At 29.9% G+C, this 21832-nt stretch carries 15 protein-coding genes; 3 read left to right on the top strand and 12 right to left on the bottom strand.

Going from position 1 to position 21832, the window contains the following annotated elements; genetic code table 11:
* Positions 1-8: 8 nt before the first annotated feature.
* Positions 9-2009, bottom strand: a complete 2001-nt coding sequence (locus tag L3J60_RS06940; protein WP_291974767.1) for a urocanate hydratase — start codon at positions 2007-2009, stop codon at positions 9-11.
* A gap of 313 nt (positions 2010-2322) precedes the next feature.
* Here L3J60_RS06940 and L3J60_RS06935 point away from each other — a divergent pair, with 313 nt between their 5' ends.
* Complete coding sequence (locus L3J60_RS06935) at positions 2323-5796, top strand: methylmalonyl-CoA mutase family protein (protein WP_291974766.1); 3474 nt, start codon at positions 2323-2325, stop codon at positions 5794-5796.
* Positions 5797-5799: 3 nt separating this feature from the next.
* Here L3J60_RS06935 and L3J60_RS06930 read toward each other — a convergent pair whose 3' ends face one another.
* Entirely contained in the window at positions 5800-6195 is a 396-nt protein-coding gene (locus tag L3J60_RS06930) for a hypothetical protein (RefSeq protein WP_291974765.1), read from the bottom strand.
* Positions 6196-6313: 118 nt separating this feature from the next.
* Between L3J60_RS06930 and L3J60_RS06925 the strand changes: the two genes are divergently transcribed.
* Positions 6314-6763, top strand: a complete 450-nt coding sequence (locus L3J60_RS06925; protein ID WP_291974764.1) for an Lrp/AsnC family transcriptional regulator — start codon at positions 6314-6316, stop codon at positions 6761-6763.
* A 20-nt stretch (positions 6764-6783) separates the two neighbouring features.
* Here the strand turns inward: L3J60_RS06925 and L3J60_RS06920 are convergent, their stop codons facing one another.
* From L3J60_RS06920 to L3J60_RS06895, 6 genes are all read right to left on the bottom strand, one after another.
* Positions 6784-7401, bottom strand: a complete 618-nt coding sequence (locus L3J60_RS06920; RefSeq protein ID WP_291974763.1) for a VTT domain-containing protein — start codon at positions 7399-7401, stop codon at positions 6784-6786.
* Positions 7402-7728: 327 nt separating this feature from the next.
* The gene (recQ, locus tag L3J60_RS06915) at positions 7729-9843 is read right to left on the bottom strand and encodes a DNA helicase RecQ (RefSeq protein ID WP_291974762.1); all 2115 of its coding nucleotides are present in this window, start codon (positions 9841-9843) and stop codon (positions 7729-7731) included.
* Positions 9844-10390: 547 nt separating this feature from the next.
* Positions 10391-12061, bottom strand: a complete 1671-nt coding sequence (asnB, locus tag L3J60_RS06910) for an asparagine synthase B (protein ID WP_291974761.1) — start codon at positions 12059-12061, stop codon at positions 10391-10393.
* 166 nt (positions 12062-12227) lie between these two features.
* Complete coding sequence (locus L3J60_RS06905) at positions 12228-14882, bottom strand: carboxypeptidase-like regulatory domain-containing protein (RefSeq protein ID WP_291974760.1); 2655 nt, start codon at positions 14880-14882, stop codon at positions 12228-12230.
* Positions 14883-15044: 162 nt separating this feature from the next.
* Positions 15045-15788, bottom strand: coding sequence for a GLPGLI family protein (locus L3J60_RS06900; protein ID WP_291974759.1), 744 nt, complete (start codon positions 15786-15788; stop codon positions 15045-15047).
* 107 nt (positions 15789-15895) lie between these two features.
* Positions 15896-16123, bottom strand: coding sequence for a hypothetical protein (locus tag L3J60_RS06895; RefSeq protein WP_291974758.1), 228 nt, complete (start codon positions 16121-16123; stop codon positions 15896-15898).
* Positions 16124-16707: 584 nt separating this feature from the next.
* On the opposite strand from L3J60_RS06895, the gene L3J60_RS06890 reads away from it, so the two are divergent.
* Entirely contained in the window at positions 16708-18624 is a 1917-nt protein-coding gene (locus L3J60_RS06890) for a CocE/NonD family hydrolase (RefSeq protein ID WP_291974757.1), read from the top strand.
* Positions 18625-18900: 276 nt separating this feature from the next.
* On the opposite strand, the gene L3J60_RS06885 is transcribed toward L3J60_RS06890, so the two are convergent.
* Genes L3J60_RS06885 through L3J60_RS06870 form a run of 4 tightly spaced genes read right to left on the bottom strand, consistent with a single transcriptional unit; the run spans position 18901 to position 21450 of the window.
* Positions 18901-19146: a cytochrome C oxidase subunit IV family protein gene (locus tag L3J60_RS06885; RefSeq protein ID WP_291974756.1), complete on the bottom strand. Its 246-nt coding sequence runs from the start codon at positions 19144-19146 to the stop codon at positions 18901-18903.
* 2 nt (positions 19147-19148) lie between these two features.
* Positions 19149-19733: a cytochrome c oxidase subunit 3 gene (locus L3J60_RS06880; RefSeq protein WP_291974755.1), complete on the bottom strand. Its 585-nt coding sequence runs from the start codon at positions 19731-19733 to the stop codon at positions 19149-19151.
* An 8-nt stretch (positions 19734-19741) separates the two neighbouring features.
* Positions 19742-20719, bottom strand: coding sequence for a PAS domain-containing protein (locus L3J60_RS06875; RefSeq protein WP_291974754.1), 978 nt, complete (start codon positions 20717-20719; stop codon positions 19742-19744).
* A gap of 29 nt (positions 20720-20748) precedes the next feature.
* On the bottom strand, positions 20749-21450 hold the full coding sequence (locus tag L3J60_RS06870; RefSeq protein WP_291974753.1) for a DUF542 domain-containing protein: 702 nt from the start codon (positions 21448-21450) through the stop codon (positions 20749-20751).
* Positions 21451-21832 lie beyond the last annotated feature (382 nt).

Genomic DNA, 21832 nt, shown 5'->3' with positions numbered 1-21832 from the left:
ATTTAATATTAAAATAAATTTTGTAATAATGAATCGTCCACTAAATTTGGCATGGTTACTTTCAATTCTGGATTATTTTTCATTGCTCTTTTAATTGCAAAGGTTGATCCTTCATTTCTTGCCCAATTTCGTCTGGAAATACCATTATTTACATCCCAAAAAAGCATGCTTTTTAAACGCTTTTCTGCTTCTATACTACCATCAAGAACCATACCAAAGCCACCATTTATTACTTCTCCCCAACCTACTCCACCTCCATTATGAATGGATACCCAAGTAGCTCCTCTAAAACTATCACCTATTACATTTTGAATAGCCATATCTGCGGTAAACTGAGAACCATCATAAATATTTGAAGTTTCACGAAAAGGAGAATCTGTACCTGAAACATCATGATGATCTCTACCTATAACAATTGGTGCTGAAATTTTTCCTTTTTTAATGGCATCGTTAAAAGCTTTGGCAATTTTCATTCTTCCTTCCGCATCTGCGTATAATATCCTTGCTTGAGAGCCCACTACTAATTTATTTTCTTGTGCTCCTTTTATCCAATGAATATTATCAGCCATTTGTTGTTGAATTTCTGAAGGAACATGTTTTTTAATTTCTTCTAACACTTCGCAAGCAATGGTATCTGTTTTTTCTAAATCTGTAGGATTTGCACTGGTACAAACCCAACGGAACGGTCCAAAACCATAATCAAAACACATAGGTCCCATAATATCTTGCACATACGAATGGTATCTAAAATCTTTTCCATTCTCAGCAAAAATAGCTGCTCCAGCTCTGCTTGATTCTAATAAAAATGCATTTCCATAATCAAAAAAGTACGTTCCTTTTGCGGTATGTTTATTAATTGCCGCTACTTGTCTTCTTAAACTTTCTTGTACTTTTTCTTTAAATAATACCGAATTTTCAACCATTAATGTATTGGATTCTTCAAACGAAAGTCCAACAGGATAATAGCCACCAGCCCAAGGATTGTGTAGTGATGTTTGGTCAGAACCTAAATCGATATATACATCTTCTTCATCAAATTTTTCCCAAACCTCAACTACATTACCTTGATAAGCAATGGAAACAATTTCTTTATTAGCTTTTGCTTTTTTAATTCTTGTCGCTAATTCATCTAAATCGGTAAAAACCTCATCTACCCAATGTTGCGAATGACGCGTGTGTACTGCTTTCGGATTTACCTCGGCACAAACCGTTATACAACCTGCAATATTCCCTGCTTTTGGTTGTGCCCCACTCATTCCTCCTAAACCGGAAGTTACAAAGAGTTTACCCGCTAAACCTTCTCCATGTTTAGCAATTTTTCTACCGGCATTTAAAACGGTAATTGTGGTTCCGTGTACAATTCCTTGTGGACCAATATACATATAACTACCAGCGGTCATTTGTCCGTATTGCGTAACGCCAAGTGCATTATATTTTTCCCAATCATCTTGCTTACTGTAATTTGGAATCATCATTCCGTTAGTTACCACCACTCTTGGAGCATTTTTATGTGATGGAAACAAACCCATTGGATGTCCAGAATACATCACTAAAGTTTGCTCTTCAGTCATCTCACTTAAATATTGCATAGTTACTAAATATTGAGCCCAATTTTGAAAAACTGCTCCGTTACCGCCATAAGTAATTAATTCATGAGGATGTTGTGCTACTACTTCATTCAAATTATTTTGAATCATATGCATAATAGCTTTTGCTTGATTGCATTTTCCAGGATATTCTTGAATAGGACGAGCATACATTTTATAAGAAGGACGAAAACGATACATGTAAATTCTACCGTATTCTTTTAATTCTTCAGCAAATTCTTTTGCTAGTATTGAATGATATTTTTTATCAAAATATCTCAAGGCATTTGCAACTGCTAAACTTTTTTCTTCAGTATCTAAAATTTCTTTTCTTTTAGGAGCGTGATTTATATCTAAATCGTATGCTTTTTTTGAAGGCAATTCAGTTGGAATTCCTTGTTTTATTTCTTCTTTAAATGTCATTTTAATCAAATTTTACAATGTACCCTTAGGTAAAAAATTTATTTATTTTTAGTACTACAAATATACTAGATTATAATGGCTTTTAAAAAACAACAAACTTTAAATAAAATCTAAAACACACATCCTTATTGAAATTATTTTTTAACAGATGTATGCTATTTTTTAATTTTATTTAAACATATTTTGTCAAACGAATCAATTTACTCTATTTTTAGAGTTGTTTTTTAATTTTTATTAAAAGTTACACAAAATTAAACAACGTGATACTTATAAATTTTGGCTAAATTGCAAGTCTAGAAATCTAGCTTATCTCATGGAAAAAATAACACCATATCAACCTAAAAATAAAATACGAATTGTAACTGCTGCATCTCTTTTTGATGGTCATGATGCAGCCATTAATATTATGCGAAGAATTATTCAGGCAACAGGCGTTGAAGTGATTCATTTAGGGCATGATAGAAGTGTGGAAGAGGTCGTGAATTGTGCGATACAAGAAGATGCAAATGCAATAGCATTAACATCATACCAAGGTGGACATAATGAGTATTTTAAATACATGTATGATTTACTACAAGAAAAAGGAGCTTCACAAATTAAAATATTTGGCGGCGGTGGTGGCGTAATTCTTCCTGAAGAAATTAAAGATTTAATGGCGTATGGAATTACAAAAATTTATACTCCTGATGATGGTAGAGCAATGGGATTGCAAGGAATGATTAATGACATGATTGAAAAATGTGATTTTCCAACAGGTAAATCCATAAACTTTAAACTTTCCAATTTAAAAAATAAAAACACAACTCAAATAGCACAAACTATTTCTGCTGCGGAAAATTTCACATCGAAACACAAAGATTTTCTTGATGAAATTAGACACAAAGCAAGTAATTCTAAAATTCCGGTTTTAGGAATTACAGGAACTGGGGGCTCAGGTAAATCATCTACCGTAGATGAAATTGTTCGAAGATTTTTAGTAGATTTTCCAACAAAAACATTGGGGATTATTTCTGTTGATCCATCAAAACGTAAAACTGGTGGTGCATTATTAGGAGATCGAATTAGAATGAATGCCATAAACAATAACCGAGTTTATATGCGTTCTTTGGCTACAAGAGCATCAAATGTAGCTTTATCAAAACACGTAAGTGATGCTATTGCTATTTTAAAAGTTGCTGGCTACGATTTAATTTTGTTGGAAACTTCAGGAATTGGACAAAGTGATACTGAAATTTTAGATCATTCTGATGTTTCGTTGTATGTAATGACTCCGGAATACGGTGCTGCAACTCAATTGGAAAAAATTGACATGATTGATTTTGCCGATATAATTGCACTCAATAAATTTGATAAACGTGGTGCTTTAGATGCTTTGCGGGATGTTAAAAAACAATATCAACGCAATCATAATTTATTTGATAAAAATGTTGAAGATATGCCAGTTTATGGCACTACCGCTTCACAATTTAACGATCCAGGAATCAATGAACTATATAGCATTTTAATCAAAAAATTAAACGAAAAAACAACTGCTAATTTTAAAAGTAATTTTCACGAACTTTACAAAATTCAAGAAAAGCAACACATTATACCTCCAAATAGAACTCGTTATTTATCTGAAATTACCGAAAACAATAGAAATTATACCAAAACTGCAATTACCCAAAAAGAAATTGCTCAAAAATTATATGGAATTTATAAAACTATCTGTTCGGTTGGGAACGTCATTGAGAGTAAAACAAAGCAATCTTTCCTTTCAGAAATTGGATTGAATGAGGATGAGATTCTGAAACAAGCCTGCCTGCCGGCGAGGCAGGTTCAGAATGACGAATCTAAAGACTTCTTATTGCTTCTATTCAAAGAATTTTCAAAAGTTAAAATGGATTTAAATCCACACAACTGGAATACAATTTTAAATTGGGAAACGAAAAAACAAGCTTACAAAAACGAAATATATTCCTTTAAAGTTCGCAATAAAGAAATCAATATAAAAACACATACCGAATCTTTATCTCATTTACAAATTCCAAAAATAGCTTTGCCAAAATATGAAGCTTGGGGCGATATTTTACTTTGGACTTTAGAAGAAAATGTTCCTGGGGGATTTCCTTACACAGCAGGAATTTATCCTTTTAAACGGACAGGCGAAGATCCAACTCGAATGTTTGCCGGTGAAGGCGGACCGGAACGCACCAACAGACGATTTCATTATGTAAGTTTAGGAATGCCTGCCAAAAGATTATCTACAGCTTTTGATTCGGTAACATTGTATGGAAATGACCCTGATATTAGACCAGATATCTATGGAAAAATTGGAAATGCAGGAGTTTCTATTTGTTGTTTAGACGATGCTAAAAAATTGTATTCAGGATTTGAGTTAACTAATCCTATGACTTCAGTTTCAATGACTATTAACGGTCCTGCACCTATGATGCTTGGCTATTTTATGAATGCTGCTATTGATCAGAAATGTGAAAAATACATTGTTAAAAATAACCTAGAAAAAGAAACAGAAGCAAAAATAAAAACCATCTTTAAAAATAAAGGAGTTGAACGACCTAAATATCAGGGAGAACTTCCCGAAGGAAATAATGGTTTAGGACTTATGTTACTTGGTGTAACTGGTGATGAAATTTTACCAAAAGAAGTGTATCAAAAAATTAAAGCCGAAACCATTGCAAAAGTTCGCGGAACGGTTCAGGCAGATATTTTAAAAGAAGATCAGGCACAAAACACGTGTATTTTTTCAACGGAGTTTGCCTTACGTTTAATGGGTGATGTTCAAGAATATTTTATTGAGAACAAAATTCGTAATTTTTATTCTGTTTCTATTTCAGGATATCATATTGCAGAAGCCGGTGCAAACCCTATTTCGCAATTAGCATTTACACTGGCTAACGGATTTACCTATGTGGAATATTATTTATCAAGAGGAATGGATATTAACAAATTCGGTCCAAATTTATCGTTCTTCTTCTCAAATGGAATTGACCCTGAGTATGCAGTAATTGGTAGAGTTGCACGCAAAATTTGGGCCAAAGCAATGAAAAATAAATACGGAGCTAACCCGCGATCTCAAATGCTAAAATATCATATTCAAACTTCCGGTAGAAGTTTACATGCACAGGAAATAGATTTTAATGATATTCGCACTACATTACAAGCGTTGTATGCCATTTATGATAATTGTAATAGTTTGCATACCAATGCGTACGATGAAGCCATTACAACTCCAACCGAAGAAAGTGTACGAAGAGCTATGGCAATTCAATTAATTATTAATAAAGAATTAGGCTTGACAAAAAATGAAAATCCAATTCAAGGTGCTTTTATTATTGAAGAATTAACCGATTTAGTTGAAGAAGCCATTTATGTTGAATTTGATAGAATTACAGAACGTGGTGGTGTTTTAGGCGCTATGGAAACCATGTATCAACGCAGTAAAATACAAGAAGAGAGTTTGTATTATGAAACTTTAAAACATACTGGAGAGTTTCCGATAATTGGTGTTAATACATTTTTGAGCAGTAAAGGCTCACCAACCATTTTACCACAGGAAGTAATTAGAGCAACAGAAGAAGAAAAGAAATATCAAATTACGGTTGTTAAAAACTTAAATATAGGAAATGTAAAAAAAGTGGAAGAACAACTTACTTTATTAAAACAAAAAGCTATTAATAACGAAAATATTTTTGAACAATTAATGGAAGCTTGTAAAGTTTGTTCTATTGGTGAAATTACAGAAGCGTTGTTTAAAGTTGGTGGACAATATCGTAGAAATATGTAATTTTTACAACAATGAATTTACATATTTTTTATGAATTTTTCTAAGGTGTTTTAATTCATTTCTAAGTAATTGAACAAAATCTTTCCCTTGTATTCTAGTATTTTCCAAGGTAATGCAATCTTGGTAAATTCGATCAATAAAATATCGAAGAGCTTGGGCATATTTCAATTTTTTATCCGGATTTTCTTGTATTTCAACTTCCGCAACTTTAGGAACTAATCGATAAGCATTCATCACCAAATTATCAGCATAATTATCTGTTTTAGAACCTGATCTGTACATAGAAATCATATCCTTATCATCGGTAATATAAGACGCAACTCGCCTAGCCAATTCAAAAATAGTTAATGACTTTTGATAAAAAATAGATTTTTTTAAATCTGATGAATATGTATTCATTGTTAATTATAATTTCATCATAAAATTACTTTGTATTTTGTAACTTTTAATTAATATTTTAAATCAATAGTGTTAAATTACTTTAAATTTTATATTTTTATGGATTAAATCTTTAATTATGAAATTAGACGATATAAACTGGAATATATTACAATGTTTACAACAAAATGCACGTCAAACTAATACTCAAATTGCAAGAGAAGTTGGAATTTCTTCACCAGCTGTTGCCGAAAGAATTCATAAATTAGAAGATTTAGGAATTATAGAAGGCTATCATGCTAAAGTTTCTTATTTTGAAACAGATCATCAATTAAAGGCTATTATAACTTTGAGAGTTTTTATGGGACGCTTAAAACCCTTTATGGAAAAAGTTAAAGAATTTAATGAAGTTCTTAACTGCTACAGAATAACTGGAAACGAAAACATTTTTATGGAAGTGGTTTTAAAAAACCAAAAACACTTACAACAATTTATTGATAGTTTAATTAATTATGGAGAAACCACCACTCATATTGTTCTATCAAATATCATTAAAAACAACCCTATTATAAAAGAGGTTCATCTTTAGGATTTAGTAATTCGATATTATTAACTAACCATATTATAAATTGCAGCTCCATAAATTGCAAACCTAACAAATCGCAAAGTTCCAAAAATTAAAACACCTTTAAGCGGATATTTAATCATTCCGGCAGCCAAGCACGTAATAGAAAACGGAATAGGTAGTAATGCTCCAACCGCAATTAAAAATCCACCCCATTTAGTTGTGTTTTTCAAATGTTTAACCATTTTATTTTCAAAATAATCTTTAACAATTTTAATTTTTAATACGGCTTTCCCAATAAAATAGGAAAGAATTCCTCCTAAGTAGGATAGCGTTGCTAATAAAGCTAAATTTAGTATTGGATCGGTTGTTTTTTTAGACCAGGCAATAAAAATTTCCGGTGGAATTAAACCCAACAACGTTTCGGATAAAAAAAACATAAATAAAATGGCTATTCTTGAAAATGAAGCAGTTATTAGTTCTAACCCATCATTAATATTATAAACGTAATTATGAAATACCCATAAAACTGCTACCAAAAAAAGAATGGGAGGTATTGCCTTTTTAGCACTATCAATTAAAAATTTATAAAAACCTGTATAATTATAATATTGATGAAGTAATTGTATTTTAGATTTTTTTCGATTCTTTATTCTGCTCATGTATTATTTATAATTATTCTAAATAATTTATTTTGAAACGCTAAAATAATTATTTTTTATAATAAGAAGCTATTAATATAATTAATACACTCTTTATTTACAAAAGTTTAACATAAAATAGATTATTTCAAAAAAAAATATAATAATTAGTCTGATTGTCAATAATCTAACATAATGTCCGTCACCCTGAACCTGCCAGCTGCAGGCGGGCTTGTTTCAGAGTCGCATTCAATAAAACGCTGGTTATCAATGGTAATGAGATGCTGAAACGAGTTCAGCATGACGTTGTTGTTCTTAATTATTACTAATTACGAACAATCAGAATAATTAGTATTCTTTATCTATTATAGTTAATGCCAAACGAATTTTAAAATACTCCAATTCCGAATTAAAATATTCAAAATAAGGTTTTAAAGCAGGTGGACTTTTTAAATCACTTTTTGCTTTTCTAACTTTTTCAACTTCATCTTTACTTACAAATTCATAAATATCAATCTCTTTTCCATCTGTATATGCTTTTGCTAAATGAGAGAAAATAGTAGTGGATTTTAAATTTCGTTTTTTAGCAATTTCGTCAATAGATAAACCTTCTTTATACAAATTATAAGTTATGTTATAAGTATCCATCTTTTTAGGTTTGTTTATCTTTTCACCCATAAAAGAAATAATTTCAGCAATAAAATCTTCTCCGTAAACTTCTAATTTTCGTTGTCCAACGCCACTAATTTCCAAAAAATCGGTTTTGCACATAGGCCGCACTTTTTCCATCTCTTTTAAAGTAGCATCACTAAAAACCAAATACGCAGGAATATTCCCCTCTAAAGAAATTTGATGACGTAATTTTCGCAAGCGTTCAAACAACGTGTCTTTTTTAGTTTTTTTAGATGTTATTTCTTTTTTGGTTTCCAAGAATTCTTTAACAGCAATTGGACGCGTTAAATTCACTTTTGCATTTTCAAATAATACTTTTTTTGAAAAATTAGTCAATCGTAATGCATTATTTTTATGAAAGGCTATTTCACAAAATCCTTGGTTAATTAATTGAATGATATATTGTTGCCAATCTCTCCAAGAAATTTCTTTACCAACTCCGTGCGATTTTAATTTATCATATTGTTTTTCTAAAATAGTGGCATTATGAGCTCCTCTTAACACGTCTATCACTGTTCCAATAGCTTCGGATTCATTTAATCTGGTAATTACTGAAAGTACTTTTTGGGCAATAATAGTTCCGTCAAAATTTTGAGGTGGATTTTTACAAACATCACAATTCCCACAATTATCAGCAAGTAATTCTCCAAAATAGCTTAATAATATTTTTCTTCGGCAAGTGGTAGCTTCCGAAAACTGTTTCATTCGTTCCAGTTTAGCAATTTGAACCTCTTCATTACTAGCACCTGTCATAAATTTTCGAAGCTGAATAACATCAGAATAACTATGAAATAATAAGGCATTTGCTTTCAATCCATCTCGTCCACAGCGTCCTATTTCTTGATAATAGCCTTCTATATTTTTAGGCATATTATAATGAATTACCCAACGAACATTTGATTTGTCAATTCCCATTCCAAAGGCAATGGTTGCACAAACTATTTGGATTTTATCGTAAATAAAATTTTCTTGTGTTTTGGTACGTTCTTCAAAACTTAAACCCGCATGGTAGGCAGCTGCTTTAATTCCATTTTGCTTTAATTTCGATGTTAGTAATTCGGTGGTTTTTCTGCTTAAACAATAAATAATTCCAGATTCAGAAGGTTTTTTATTGATGAACTTAATAATTTGTGAAACTCGATCATTTGCTGGACGAACCTCCAATTCTATATTTTTTCTATCAAAAGAAGCAATAAATTGAGTTGCCTTTGAAATGCTTAACTGTTGTACAATATCTTGTCTGGTTGCTTTATCAGCAGTAGCGGTCAATGCAATAATGGGAGTGTTTGGCAAAGTGCTTTTTAAAAAACCAAGTTGTTGATAGGATGGGCGAAAATCGTGTCCCCAAGATGAAATACAATGTGCTTCATCAATAGCAACACAACTAATAATTTCTTCGGTTAAAATATTTCCTAACAGGGACAAACTTTCTGGAGCAACATATAATAATTTAATTTTATGTTGTAAAATCTTCTCAAAAATAGTGTTATGTTCCTTGCTTTTTTGACTACTATTAAAAAATTCGGCAGCAATTCCGTTTGCATTTAATCCATCCACTTGATCCTTCATTAATGCTATTAATGGAGAAATTACCAATGTTAATCCTTCAAAAAGTATAGCCGGTAATTGAAAACAAATAGATTTACCTCCACCAGTTGGCATAATTACTAAATTATCTTTTTTAGAGAGTACAGCTTCTATTATTTCTAATTGCTGATTACGAAAGCTATCGTAACCAAAATATTTTTTTAAAGTTGGAAGTAATTTTTCTTGAGTTTCTTTTAATAGCATGCCAATATTTTTCACAAAAATAGAAAACCGTTCCTCAATTGAAACGGTTTTAACATTGTATTTTAAAAATTAATGTATATCCGTAAACTAACACAACGTTAGTCACCCTGGACCTGCCAGCAGCAGGCGGGCTTGTTTCAAGGTCTAAATCACAATAAAATACTGATTTTCATATGATAATAAGATGCTGAAACAATACTTCGACTCCGCTCAGTATGACATCTTCGGCATGACATTGTTCTTTATTATGACTAATTCCTAACAATTAGAAGAAATTAAAATATCATTACCTATTGTGCATTATGATAAAATTTCGTCAATTCGAGTGAATTTTAACCTTTTTAGGCTTAAAATTAGTATCGAGAATAGGTTTTTTATTTAAAAATAATCGTTCTCGATACAATTTTTTATCAAAAACTACGAACTGACCTAGTTCACCCCATTCTTTTTCTTTTAACAAATTTAAATGTTTTTATCAGTTTGCTAATCTAAAGGAACTGACGTAATAGTATGTTTAAAGAATTAGAATGCACAACGGGTATATCATTTATTTTTTATAAGCATCTTCGTGAACAAAAGCTACCGCTCTACCAGAAGGATCATTCATATTTTTAAAACTTTCATCCCATTCTAAAGCAATTTTTGTACTACACGCTACGGAAGCTTCTTGTGGCACACTCCAAGCTGCCGTATCAGAAGGAAAATGCTTTGCAAATATTGATCTATAATAGTATTCTTCTTTACTTATTGGAGTCTGAATTGGAAACTTAAATTTAGCATTTGCTAATTGTTCATCAGATACTTTTTGGGCTACTACTTCTTTCAAAGTATCAATCCAGCTGTAACCCACGCCATCCGAAAATTGTTCTTTTTGTCTCCAAGCAACACTTTTAGGTAAATATTTTTCAAATGCTTTTCTAATTACCCATTTTTCCATACGTTCCCCATTAATCATTTTATCTTGAGGATTAATTCGCATAGCAACATCTATAAATTCTTTATCTAAAAAGGGCACACGACCTTCAATTCCCCAAGCAGCTAAACTTTTGTTCGCTCGTAAACAATCGTACATATGCAATTTACTTAATTTCCGTACTGTTTCTTTATGAAATTCCTCAGCATTTGGTGCTTTATGAAAATATAAATAGCCTCCAAATAATTCATCAGCTCCTTCACCAGATAACACCATTTTAACACCCATAGATTTTATAACACGTGCCATTAAATACATGGGAGTTGAAGCACGAATGGTTGTAATATCGTATGTTTCTAAATTATAAATAACATCTTTAATAGCATCTAAACCTTCTTGAATGGTAAACTTAATTTCGTGATGAACCGTACCAATATGGTCAGCTACCAATTGTGCAGCAGCCAAATCTGGCGAACCTTCTAATCCCACAGAAAATGAATGTAATTGTGGCCACCAAGCATCTTGTGTATCACCACTTTCTATCCTTTTTTCGGCATATTTTTTAGCGATAGCAGAAGTTACTGAAGAATCTAATCCGCCAGATAATAACACACCATAAGGTACATCTGACATTAATTGACGATGAACCGCGGCCTCCAACGCATCGTGTAATTCATCAATACTTGTTTGGTTTTCTTTTACCGCTTTATATTCCATCCAATCTCTTGAATACCACTTAGTTAATACACCATCTCTACTTGACAAAAAATGCCCAGGAGGAAATAATTCTATTTTCCCACAAACGCCTTCCAAGGCTTTTAATTCTGAAGCTACATAAAATGTTCCGTGTTCATCCCAGCCCATATATAAAGGAATAATTCCCATATGGTCACGTGCTATAAAATACTCATCTTTATCAACATCATATAAAGCGAAACCAAAAATTCCGTTTAATTCATCAATAAAGCTAGTTCCTTTTTCTTGGTACAATGCTAAAATTACTTCACAATCCGATGCTGTTTGAAAGTTATATCTTCCTTCAAATTGTTTACGCAATTCTTTATGATTATAAATTTCGCCATTTGCTGCTAATACTAAATTTTTATCTTCACTAAACAACGGTTGTTTTCCTGAAGCTGGATCAACAATTGCCAAACGCTCATGAGCTAAAATAGCTTTATTATTAGCGAAAATCCCACTCCAATCCGGACCACGATGACGCACTTTTTTTGACATCTCCAATAATTGAGGACGCAATACTCCCGCTTTTTGTTTTAAATCAAATGCACATACTATACCACACATAACTTTTTTATTTATTGTTAATTACAATGCAAATGTGAGATATTAGTTTCTATATGAAAAGTAGTTTTGTATTTTTAGTTACTATTTGATACTTTATATTGTTTTTTTACAACTATTTGAAAGTTTAAAATTGAAATTTATGTAACAACCTTGTTATTTGAAATATTTATAAATTATATCCGATTGAAAATAACACAACTCTTGGCAAAATATACGTTTTAGAATCAGAAATTATATAAGAAGAAAAGCTATTTTGCTGTTTAAATTGCACATTAAATAAATTCTGAGATTTTATTTTAAAGCTCCATGCACTATCTTCTTTTTTATAAGATAACGTTGTGTTAGCTATTTGATAGGTGTTATTTTGATTAAATGTTTTATTAACATACTTATAATTTGTATAGTCAAAAGAAAAAATAAATCCTTTTAAAAAATCATAATCAATATTTAAAAATGGTTCTGTGGTTACAAATTTTGAAGTTGTATTGCTTGAAGTATAGTTTCCAAAACTTTGCTTAAAACCCAATTCAATTGTTGGAAAATTATCAAATAATGTTTTTGTGGAAACCTCGTATAACCAATTTTTATTTTTATTAGTAACATACAAATTGTTGATGTTTTGCAAATAGGTTGCTAAACTTAAATTACCTTTTAAATGGTATTTAAATTGTTTTATTTTTTTACTTATATCTGCATTAAAATTCCAATTTTCTGATGGATTTGTAACTAATATTGGTGAAACGTATTGATTTATTCCTTGAAACTGCACTGCATTTTGAACGCCCTTAATTTTTTTAATATAACTAACTCCGCTAAAAAGCATTAAACCTCTATACAAACTAAATCTGCTAAAATAAATTCGTGCTGAGTGATATAATTCATTTTGTAATTGTTCATTTCCTTTGAATACAGAATTATACGATTGTAAATAAAAACGATTGGCTAATTTAGAAACATCAGAAAAAGAAGTTTTTAAATTGTAATTAATTTGTAGAATTTTTGATTTTGTAAATTCAATTTTAGCTAAGAAACTAGGTAATAGTACTAATTTAGATTTCCTGAATTTATCTAATTGTTGAACTTTCCAATTATAATGATGTAAAAAAGCACCTTGTTTAAACGTGAAAATACCTGTTTTAAATTTATACTCAATACCTAAAAATAAATCGTTTAATTTAAAATTAGTATCATTTCCAAAATTAGCAGTATTAAAATTATTTTCTGATCCATTGTCTAAAAATTGGAACTCATTAGTATAAAATTTTTCATTTAAAAAATTATTGCCAATTGTAGTGTAAATATGATGAGTGTTATCCAATATCCAATAATGTTTAAAAAGATTATTAATGCTACTTGTTTTCACCTCTTTTTGCTGTTGAATATTATAAACATTAGCAGTAACAATTGGAATTAAGCCTTGTAATATGGGCTGATTAGTTTCCCAAAAATTAGTTGGATTATTTTTGTCAAAAGTAATATCAGATGCAAAAGAAAAAGTATGTTTTGTGTTTACTTTTTTATGCCATTCAACTACTTGGTTTATATGACTAGTTATTGCCTCTTTTTGAGTATTAATTTTTGAAGTATTTGTGTTAATTATAGAGATAAAATTATTGTTATTTAGGTTATTTGCTTTTTTATATTGAGTTTTAAAATACCATTGTTCATTTGAGTTTGGAGCATAATCAATATTTAATTTAGCAATGCCAAGTAGGTTTCTAGCCTCCGATTTATTTTCTTTATCTTCATTAAATGCTGTATATTGATTAAACGTTTTTATAAAGTTTTGTGTATTTGTATGTGAAAAAATAGCATAACCTGAAATATCTAGTTTACTAGAAGTAGTTTTGGTAATATTTAATGCTCCAAATCTATTTTGGCTACTTACCAAATCTTGTGTTTCTATGAATTGCGAAAAATCGCTAGAAGGAGTATAAATATTGCTATTCCCTTTTAAAATAGCACTTACACCACCTTGAAAGTTAAAATAATCTCTAAACGTAAACGATTTTTCGCCTATATTATTTAAGTTTCCAATAAAATTTACATTGGTTTTTGGGCTGTAATAAAAAAGATTGCTACTGGTTTTATAAAAATCCTGATTTCCTTTACCTACTTCAATATCACCAAAAACAAATTGTTTTTTATCTTCTTTTAACAAAATATTCATTGCCATTTCATCCGTATCCGTTAAATTTTTTAAGAAAGCAACTTCGCTATAATTATCAATAACCTGTACTTTATCTATAGCGTTTGCAGGAATATTATCTACTGCCAATTTTGTACCTCCTCCAAAAAACTTTTTGCCTTCTACCAATAAAGTAGTTACTTTTTTTCCTTGAACCGTAACATTTCCATTTTTATCAACTTCAACACCTGGTAGTTTTTTTAAAACTTGTTTTAATTTCCGTTCGTCTCCAGTAACAAATTTACTGGTATTATAGGTTATGGTATCTTCTTTTACCATTACCGGTAATTCAATAGTTATTTCTTTTAATTGGTTTGGAGCTTCTGAAAGCTTAAAATTTTTAATAGCATTAATTGTTGCAGTAAATTTAAAACTAGCTGTTTTATATCCTAAATAACTAACCAAAATAGTATAAGCTTCATTTTTAATAAGTTCTATTCTATAATTTCCATCATCATCTGTAATGGCAAATTTTAAGTTTTTAGCAGTATCTATAGGTTTAGCAATTACATTGCCATAAGCTAAAACATTTTGTAAACTATCTTTTACCACTCCTTTTATTTCAACAGTTTGAGAAAACGTAAGTGTACTTACAAAAACATAAAAAATAATAGCAATTTTTTTCTTTAGCATAAATTTAAAACTGATTGTCCGTAATCTTACATAACGTCCGTCACCCTGAACTTGTTTCAGGGTCGTATTCAATAAAACACTGGTTATCAAACGGAAATGAGATGCTGAAACGAGTTCAGCATGACGTTGTTTTTTATTATTACTAATTACGGACATACAAATTTAAAAACCTTTTTTTAAACTCTCCATAGCTTTTTTGCCAATTTCTCTGAATTCTTCCTCTGTAACCTTTTTACCTTGGGTTGGTTTTTTAACAATTACTTCATTTTTAGGGTTTAGTTCTATTTTAATTACATAATATCTATAATTATACATTGATAATTCCATAACAAGTCCTGGAAGTCCTCCATAACCTATTGGTCCAAAAGGTATGTTGATTTCTGGCGTATACCAAACGGTAACAGTTTGTTCAACTTTTCCTTTAGAGCTATTAGATATTTTGGTGGTTATCGCTTTATAGCAATTGTATTCCCCAATTTTTTTTGTTTCATTGATTAAAGTCCAATGTATAGTTTTTTCCTTAATTAAAAATTTTTCTCCATAGGCATCAACTTGCTTCAAATTTTCATTATTATTTTGATTTGAATAATAAATACCACTACCTTCAGGACCAACTGCAATTCCAGTAAACCGGTTTGTTTCAAGGTTTAGAAAATTATCCACCATAAAAATACTTTCATAATTATTAAACCTCAATTTAAAACTTATCGTCTTTAACAAACTTTTAGTGTTTTTATCTATCATTAAAACAGTGTTGTAATATTTAGATTGATTTTCCTTATTCTTTTGAAAACCCCTACTCTCTGAAATAAATTTTGTTGTTTCCTTTCTATAAACTATTTCTCCTTTTTTATTTTGAGCAAAGCCAAGATTTGCCATTAGCATTAAAATAAAAAATATTTTCATTTTCTTCATATTATATTACTTGATTTAAGTTTTTTGAATACCTTAATTGTTATTCAAACATCATCTCCTAAACAATTAAGGTATCTTTTTAATTAGAGTTTAACTTATTAACAAAAATTAGAATAATAATTTTCTGTCCAATAATATGCATCTCCTCCAGCGACCCCATCCATTTCATTTCCAAATTTGAATGCAGCTTCCATACAAGTCATAGGATAGGTTTCAACACTATCCATTTTACTAGAATTATTATTTAAACTGTTTTCAACTACTTTTGCATTAGTAAAACTTACTGTTGCAAAAACAAATACTATTCCTAAAATTATTTTTTTCATTTTTTTAAATTTTAAATTAATTTTTTGGAGTTTTAAACTCCTTTTTATTTTGTTAAAACTGCGAGGTGTATTACTTTTGCAACACTTCCTCTGTTTGTTATATTAGCTATGTCATAGTTAGTGGTTTTAGGTTAAACATTTTATTAGCGTATTGTGTTCTTAAAATTTTACAAACAGAGGATTTTTTACATCGACTCCGTTTGGCTTGAGCTTTTCCGAAAGGCTCATTAAACATATTCCTATTAATAAGAATGAGATTCCTGCCCCTGTCTGCCGACAGGCAGGTTCGCAGGAATGACAATATCTTCACAGGAATAACAATTATTTAAAATATTTAAATGGAAATTTATAGCAATTATTCCTTTCATTTTTACAATTTTTTTTGGGGTTTGTATCTTTTTTCTGGTTAAATGTATAAAAAAAAAAAGACTTGGCAAAATAAACAGTATTTTTTTATTAATAACTTACATGTTTTTTAAAATAATTAACATCTTTTTATAATTAACCCTTTTTCTTCATTTGTGATTAAATTTATACATTAAAGTTATTTTTTTGTAGTTTTATCGGATATCAATCCTATTTCAATGAAAATCTTTCCTTTTAAAGTACTAATTGTCCTATTTCTAACATTTTCAATACTTAGTTGCTCAAAATCGAAAAAACAAAATAATAATAATTACGTACCACAACATTATACCAAAACAGGAACCACCATTACTATGCGTGATGGTGTAAAGTTGTTTACCGTTATTTATGCACCAAAAGATACTAGTAAAAAGTATCCTATTTTATTACAGCGAACTCCTTATAGTTGCAGACCTTACGGCAAAACTAAATTTAGACGGCGTATTGGTCCAAATTCTATTTTAATGAAAGAAGGTAATATTATCGTGTATCAAGATGTTCGTGGGCGTTGGATGAGTGAAGGAACGTATGTTAATATGCGTGCTTATATTCCAAACAAAAAAGATAGTACTGATATTGATGAAAGTTCCGACACCTATGACACTATTGATTGGTTGGTAAAAAACGTTAAAAATAATAATGGGAACGTTGGAACTTGGGGAATTTCGTATCCTGGTTTTTATGCTACTTGCTCAACTATTGATGCTCACCCGGCTTTAAAGGCTTCTTCGCCTCAAGCTTGTATTGGCGATTTCTTTTTTGATGATTTTCACCATAACGGAGCGTATTTATTGAGTTATTTTAGAGCAACTTCCTTATTTGGTACACCAAAAGATAAACCAACAGATACGGCGTGGTACAAACTTCCCAAACTAAATACCAAAGACCAATATCAATTTTTTTTAGATGCCGGACCATTAAGTAATTTAAATCATTATTTTGAATACGAAACATTAGATAAGTCATCGCTAAACAAACAAAATAAAGTTGAAGATTTCTTCTGGAAGGAATTAACCAATCATCCAAATTATGATGAAAACTGGCAGAAAAAAGCAATTATTCCGCATTTAAAAAACATCAAGTCTCACGTGGCTACAATGATAGTTGGTGGCGAATTTGATGCTGAAGATTTATACGGTGCTTTAGAAACTTATAAAACTATTGAAAAATACAATCCAAATAATTATAATACTTTGGTTTTTGGCCCGTGGAGTCACGGACAATGGGCAAGAACAAAAGTTAGAAATAGTGTTGGAAACTTCTACTTTGGAGATTCCATTTCTTTAAATTTTCAGAAAAATGTGGAAACTAAATTTTTTAATCACTTTTTAAAAGAAAATGGCGATAAAAATTCTGGTTTACCTGAAGCTTATGTATATGATTCTGGATCAAAAAAATGGGAATCTTTTACAACTTGGCCACCTAAAAATACTAAAAAAATAAAATACTATTTAGCTGATAATCAATTATTAGCAGTTAAAAAACCACTAGAAAAAGGAATTAAATTTATTAGTGATATTAAAAAACCTGTTCCGTATTCTGAAGATATTAAAACGGTATTTACTCCGCGAAAATATATGACGGATGACCAACGTTTTGCTGCCAGACGAAGTGATGTTTTAGTTTTTGAAACACCCGTTTTAGAAAATGATTTAACATTAATTGGCGAAATTAAAGCTCATTTAAAAGTAGCAACTACAGGTACCGATGCCGATTGGATTGTAAAAGTAATTGATGTTTTTCCGGCAGATACACAAGACCAAGAAGGAATGCAAGATCATTTAAAAATGAGTAATTATTTTTTAATGGTTCGTAGTGAAGTAATGCGAGGAAAATTCAGAAATAGTTTTACGTATCCTGAACCTTTTATTCCTAATAAAAAAACAGCCGTTAACTTTGTGCTACAAGACATTAATCACACCTTTAAAAAAGGACATAGGTTACAAATACAAGTACAAAGTACGTGGTTTCCTTTAATTGATTTGAATCCGCAAACTTTTGTTCCTAATATTTTCAAAGCAAAAAAAGAAGATTTTAAAACACAAACTCACACTGTTTTTACCGATTCTAATATTGAGTTTTCAGTTTTAAATTAAAAAATCTAAAACTGTTTATTTAAAATTAACAGTTCTAGGTTACTAAGGTTATATTTATCTTTCAACCTAAGCTTGACATAAGGTTCACGATAAACAACGGAAAATCATAGTGTCATTGCCAAAATTATAAACGGCAGTGCATAATTTGAAGCAATCTCAATGTTTTTAGTAAGATTGCTTCTTCTTTCCGTTGCACTTCAATCATCGCAATGACGCAGACTATTGATTTTCAGCCCTGCAATTATTTTCTTATATAAAACTCAGGTTTTCAATTAACTAAACCAAAATTATTGTTATTGTTGAAAATAATACTAAATAAATAATAATAGCTGTTTTCCAAAAGGAATTTGCCTTTCTAAGTCCCATAAAAAAGAAAGAAATTCCTAAAAACTTAACCGTAGTAAATCCAATAATTATAGCAATTATGTATTTATAATGCGAAAAATTAGTACTTACTAATGCCGATGAAATTGTTAACAGCACTAACAACATCCAAACTTTTAATAATTGTGATTTTTCCATAGTTAAAAGATTAAATAAATTACAGGAAAAATTAATAACCAAATTAAATCGCACATATGCCAAAAGGCAGCACTTGCTTCAACATCTTCTATTTTAGCGTTGGTTTTATTTTTAGTTAAATCGTGCTGCATAAATAACAAAATTACCAATCCAACCAATAAGTGAATAACATGAAACAACGTAAGCAACCAATAAAATGTAAAAAATGTATTGTACCCAATGGTTAAGCCTACTTCAATTTTTCCATAATATTCAAATCCTTTTAAAGCTAAAAATAACACGCCACCTAACATGGTTAATTTTAAAAATAAAGAAGATTTTTTCAGATTATTCTCTTTAAAATACTCAACGGAAAGTGCCATAAAAAATCCGCTACTAATTAATATTATAGTGTTTATTGTACCAATAGTTGTATTTAAATGCATTCTAGAAATATGAAACATTTCTGGTTCATGTTTACCATAAACTATCATTGCAATTAAGGCTGCTCCAAAAGTTACCAATTCTAAAAAAATAAGAATCCACAGTAAAATACCTCCTGGCGGATAATAAATGTTTTTATAATTTATTTGTTGAGTACTTGCCATTATTATTTTTAATCCCAGTCTAGCAATCGTTTTTGACCTTCTAATTTTTGTATTTCTGTTATATCTTGTGACATTTCAATTACACCTCTGTATTTTTTATTATTATCACGAATTGCAAAATAGCGAATATGAATAATTCTCCCTTTAAAATTAAACCAAAATTCAGCTACATCTTTAGTGCCAGCTTTAAACTCTGCAACAATTTTTAATACCATATTTACACTTTTTGGTGGATGGCAAAATTTTACTTCACGCCCAATAATTCCCTTGCTACGAGAAAAAACTCGGTCATCGCCTCTATTGTAAAATATTACCTTATCATTTTCATCAACATAAGTAATATCAATAGGTAAAAATCGCAATAATAAATTTACTTGTTCGGGTGTCATATAGCCTTCGTCGTAATGAAAGGTATTATCTAGGGAAAAAGATAAATCTCGCTCCGTAAAATCTTCACTAGGGTGAATATATTTTTCTTCTATTATTGCAGGATAAGGTGCTGGTTTTTTAGCTAACATCCACCCAATTTCTTCATCTCCCACATAAAACTCTTTCCATTCATCTTCGGTTAACAAATCCATTGAATTAGGAAATAAACGAGCATCTTCTATGCTTAATAAGCGTTTAATTCCTTCAATTAAATAGGGAAGATTTTCAATTATTTTTGAAGTATTTTTCTCTTCATTATAGGTTTTTAATAATCGTATTTGGTCTCGTAAATTATCATGAAAAGACCACATTCCTTGGCTTGGACCTTCCCATCCATGTTTTTCTAAATAAGGAAATAACTGATTTTCTTTACGTACAAATCGCTTTTCAATGGTAGCTAATTGATTGAATATATTATAATATTTCTGAAAATCTTCAACAGGATTTACTTTGTCTAACTCAACTAATAATTTTTGAATTAAAGCACTTTCTTTATAATATACTTTTACAGGATGACCTGCTGGTAATTTTTCTACTTCGGATAAAAATGAGTTCATTTTTTATTTTTTTAGTTGTAATAATTGAGTTATGCTATAATTTTTAAAACTTTTGGAAATAATATATTTTTTTCAAAATGAATATATTTATGCAACTTAAATTCAAATTCATGTAGCTTTTGATATAAAAGTTTATATGAACTACAAGCACTTTCTGGCACCGTATAATTAGATGATAATTTTACGATTTCTTTAAAGGAATTAATCATTAAATTTTGGGCAATATCATTTTGATAAATTATATTACTAAAATCTTTTTTTAGTTTAGAATTAATTTTATTGTTTGATTTATCTATTTTCTCAATTAAAGGAAGTAAATTTAATTTTGAGGCTTCAATCATTTTGGTAAAAGCAAAAGCAATTTCTTTAAATAAAGTATTTATTTCAATAACTTCTTGATGCTGATTTCCATGAACTTCTGCAACCTTTTTTGCTAATGGTAATAATTGTTGAATATTTTCATTGAAATAATTATAATATACCTTTTCTACTTCGTGTGTTAAATTATTTAAATCTAAATTTATTGGGTTAACTTCACTTGATATTTTGGTTGCTATTGTTTCTATTTCATTTTTTAAAACTTCAAACGCTACTCCACTTTCTTTACAAGCTACTTCCATTGTAACTCCGCCACCACAACAAAAATCTATTTTATATTTACTAAAAACACGATCAGATCCCATATTTTTAGCTACAATTTCTGCTACGGTATTTTGTTTGGTTATCTCCATTATTTTGTCTGTTTTTTTTATCTTGCAAAGATAATATATTAAGACTTATTTATCCTTTATTATTGAATTTTTAAGGAGATATTAACGTATCATTAGTTACCAATATTACAATTATAAACTTAAAACTGATTATTCGTAACCTTACATAACGTCCTCCACCCTGAACTCGTTTCAGTCTCATATTCAATAAAACACGGGTTATCAAACAGAAATGAGATGCTGAAACGAGCCTGCCTTGCCGACCTTTAGATTTGTAAAGTAAAGATTTTCTTATTTATTAAGTATTTTTACTTTACAAAAAAAGAATGGGGTGAACTTAGCCTGCCGCTAGATTTTAGGTCTATTGCCTGTATTAGTCCCCATTCTTAATTAACCGATTACA

Origin of the sequence: Lutibacter sp., from assembly GCF_021647475.1 — a bacterium.
Lineage (GTDB): Bacteria > Bacteroidota > Bacteroidia > Flavobacteriales > Flavobacteriaceae > Lutibacter.
The sequence above is the reverse complement of the archived record's forward strand: the minus strand, read 5'-3'. Positions and strand labels throughout refer to the sequence as shown.

Bases quoted from the DNA above. Each gene is read 5' to 3' on its own strand.
- L3J60_RS06940 (WP_291974767.1), bottom strand. From the start codon at position 2,009: ATGACATTTAAAGAAGAAATAAAACAAGGAATTCCAACTGAATTGCCT.
- L3J60_RS06935 (WP_291974766.1), top strand. From the start codon at position 2,323: ATGGAAAAAATAACACCATATCAACCTAAAAATAAAATACGAATTGTA.
- L3J60_RS06930 (WP_291974765.1), bottom strand. From the start codon at position 6,195: ATGAATACATATTCATCAGATTTAAAAAAATCTATTTTTTATCAAAAG.
- L3J60_RS06925 (WP_291974764.1), top strand. From the start codon at position 6,314: ATGAAATTAGACGATATAAACTGGAATATATTACAATGTTTACAACAA.
- L3J60_RS06920 (WP_291974763.1), bottom strand. From the start codon at position 7,401: ATGAGCAGAATAAAGAATCGAAAAAAATCTAAAATACAATTACTTCAT.
- recQ (WP_291974762.1), bottom strand. From the start codon at position 9,843: ATGCTATTAAAAGAAACTCAAGAAAAATTACTTCCAACTTTAAAAAAA.
- asnB (WP_291974761.1), bottom strand. From the start codon at position 12,061: ATGTGTGGTATAGTATGTGCATTTGATTTAAAACAAAAAGCGGGAGTA.
- L3J60_RS06905 (WP_291974760.1), bottom strand. From the start codon at position 14,882: ATGCTAAAGAAAAAAATTGCTATTATTTTTTATGTTTTTGTAAGTACA.
- L3J60_RS06900 (WP_291974759.1), bottom strand. From the start codon at position 15,788: ATGAAAATATTTTTTATTTTAATGCTAATGGCAAATCTTGGCTTTGCT.
- L3J60_RS06895 (WP_291974758.1), bottom strand. From the start codon at position 16,123: ATGAAAAAAATAATTTTAGGAATAGTATTTGTTTTTGCAACAGTAAGT.
- L3J60_RS06890 (WP_291974757.1), top strand. From the start codon at position 16,708: ATGAAAATCTTTCCTTTTAAAGTACTAATTGTCCTATTTCTAACATTT.
- L3J60_RS06885 (WP_291974756.1), bottom strand. From the start codon at position 19,146: ATGGAAAAATCACAATTATTAAAAGTTTGGATGTTGTTAGTGCTGTTA.
- L3J60_RS06880 (WP_291974755.1), bottom strand. From the start codon at position 19,733: ATGGCAAGTACTCAACAAATAAATTATAAAAACATTTATTATCCGCCA.
- L3J60_RS06875 (WP_291974754.1), bottom strand. From the start codon at position 20,719: ATGAACTCATTTTTATCCGAAGTAGAAAAATTACCAGCAGGTCATCCT.
- L3J60_RS06870 (WP_291974753.1), bottom strand. From the start codon at position 21,450: ATGGAGATAACCAAACAAAATACCGTAGCAGAAATTGTAGCTAAAAAT.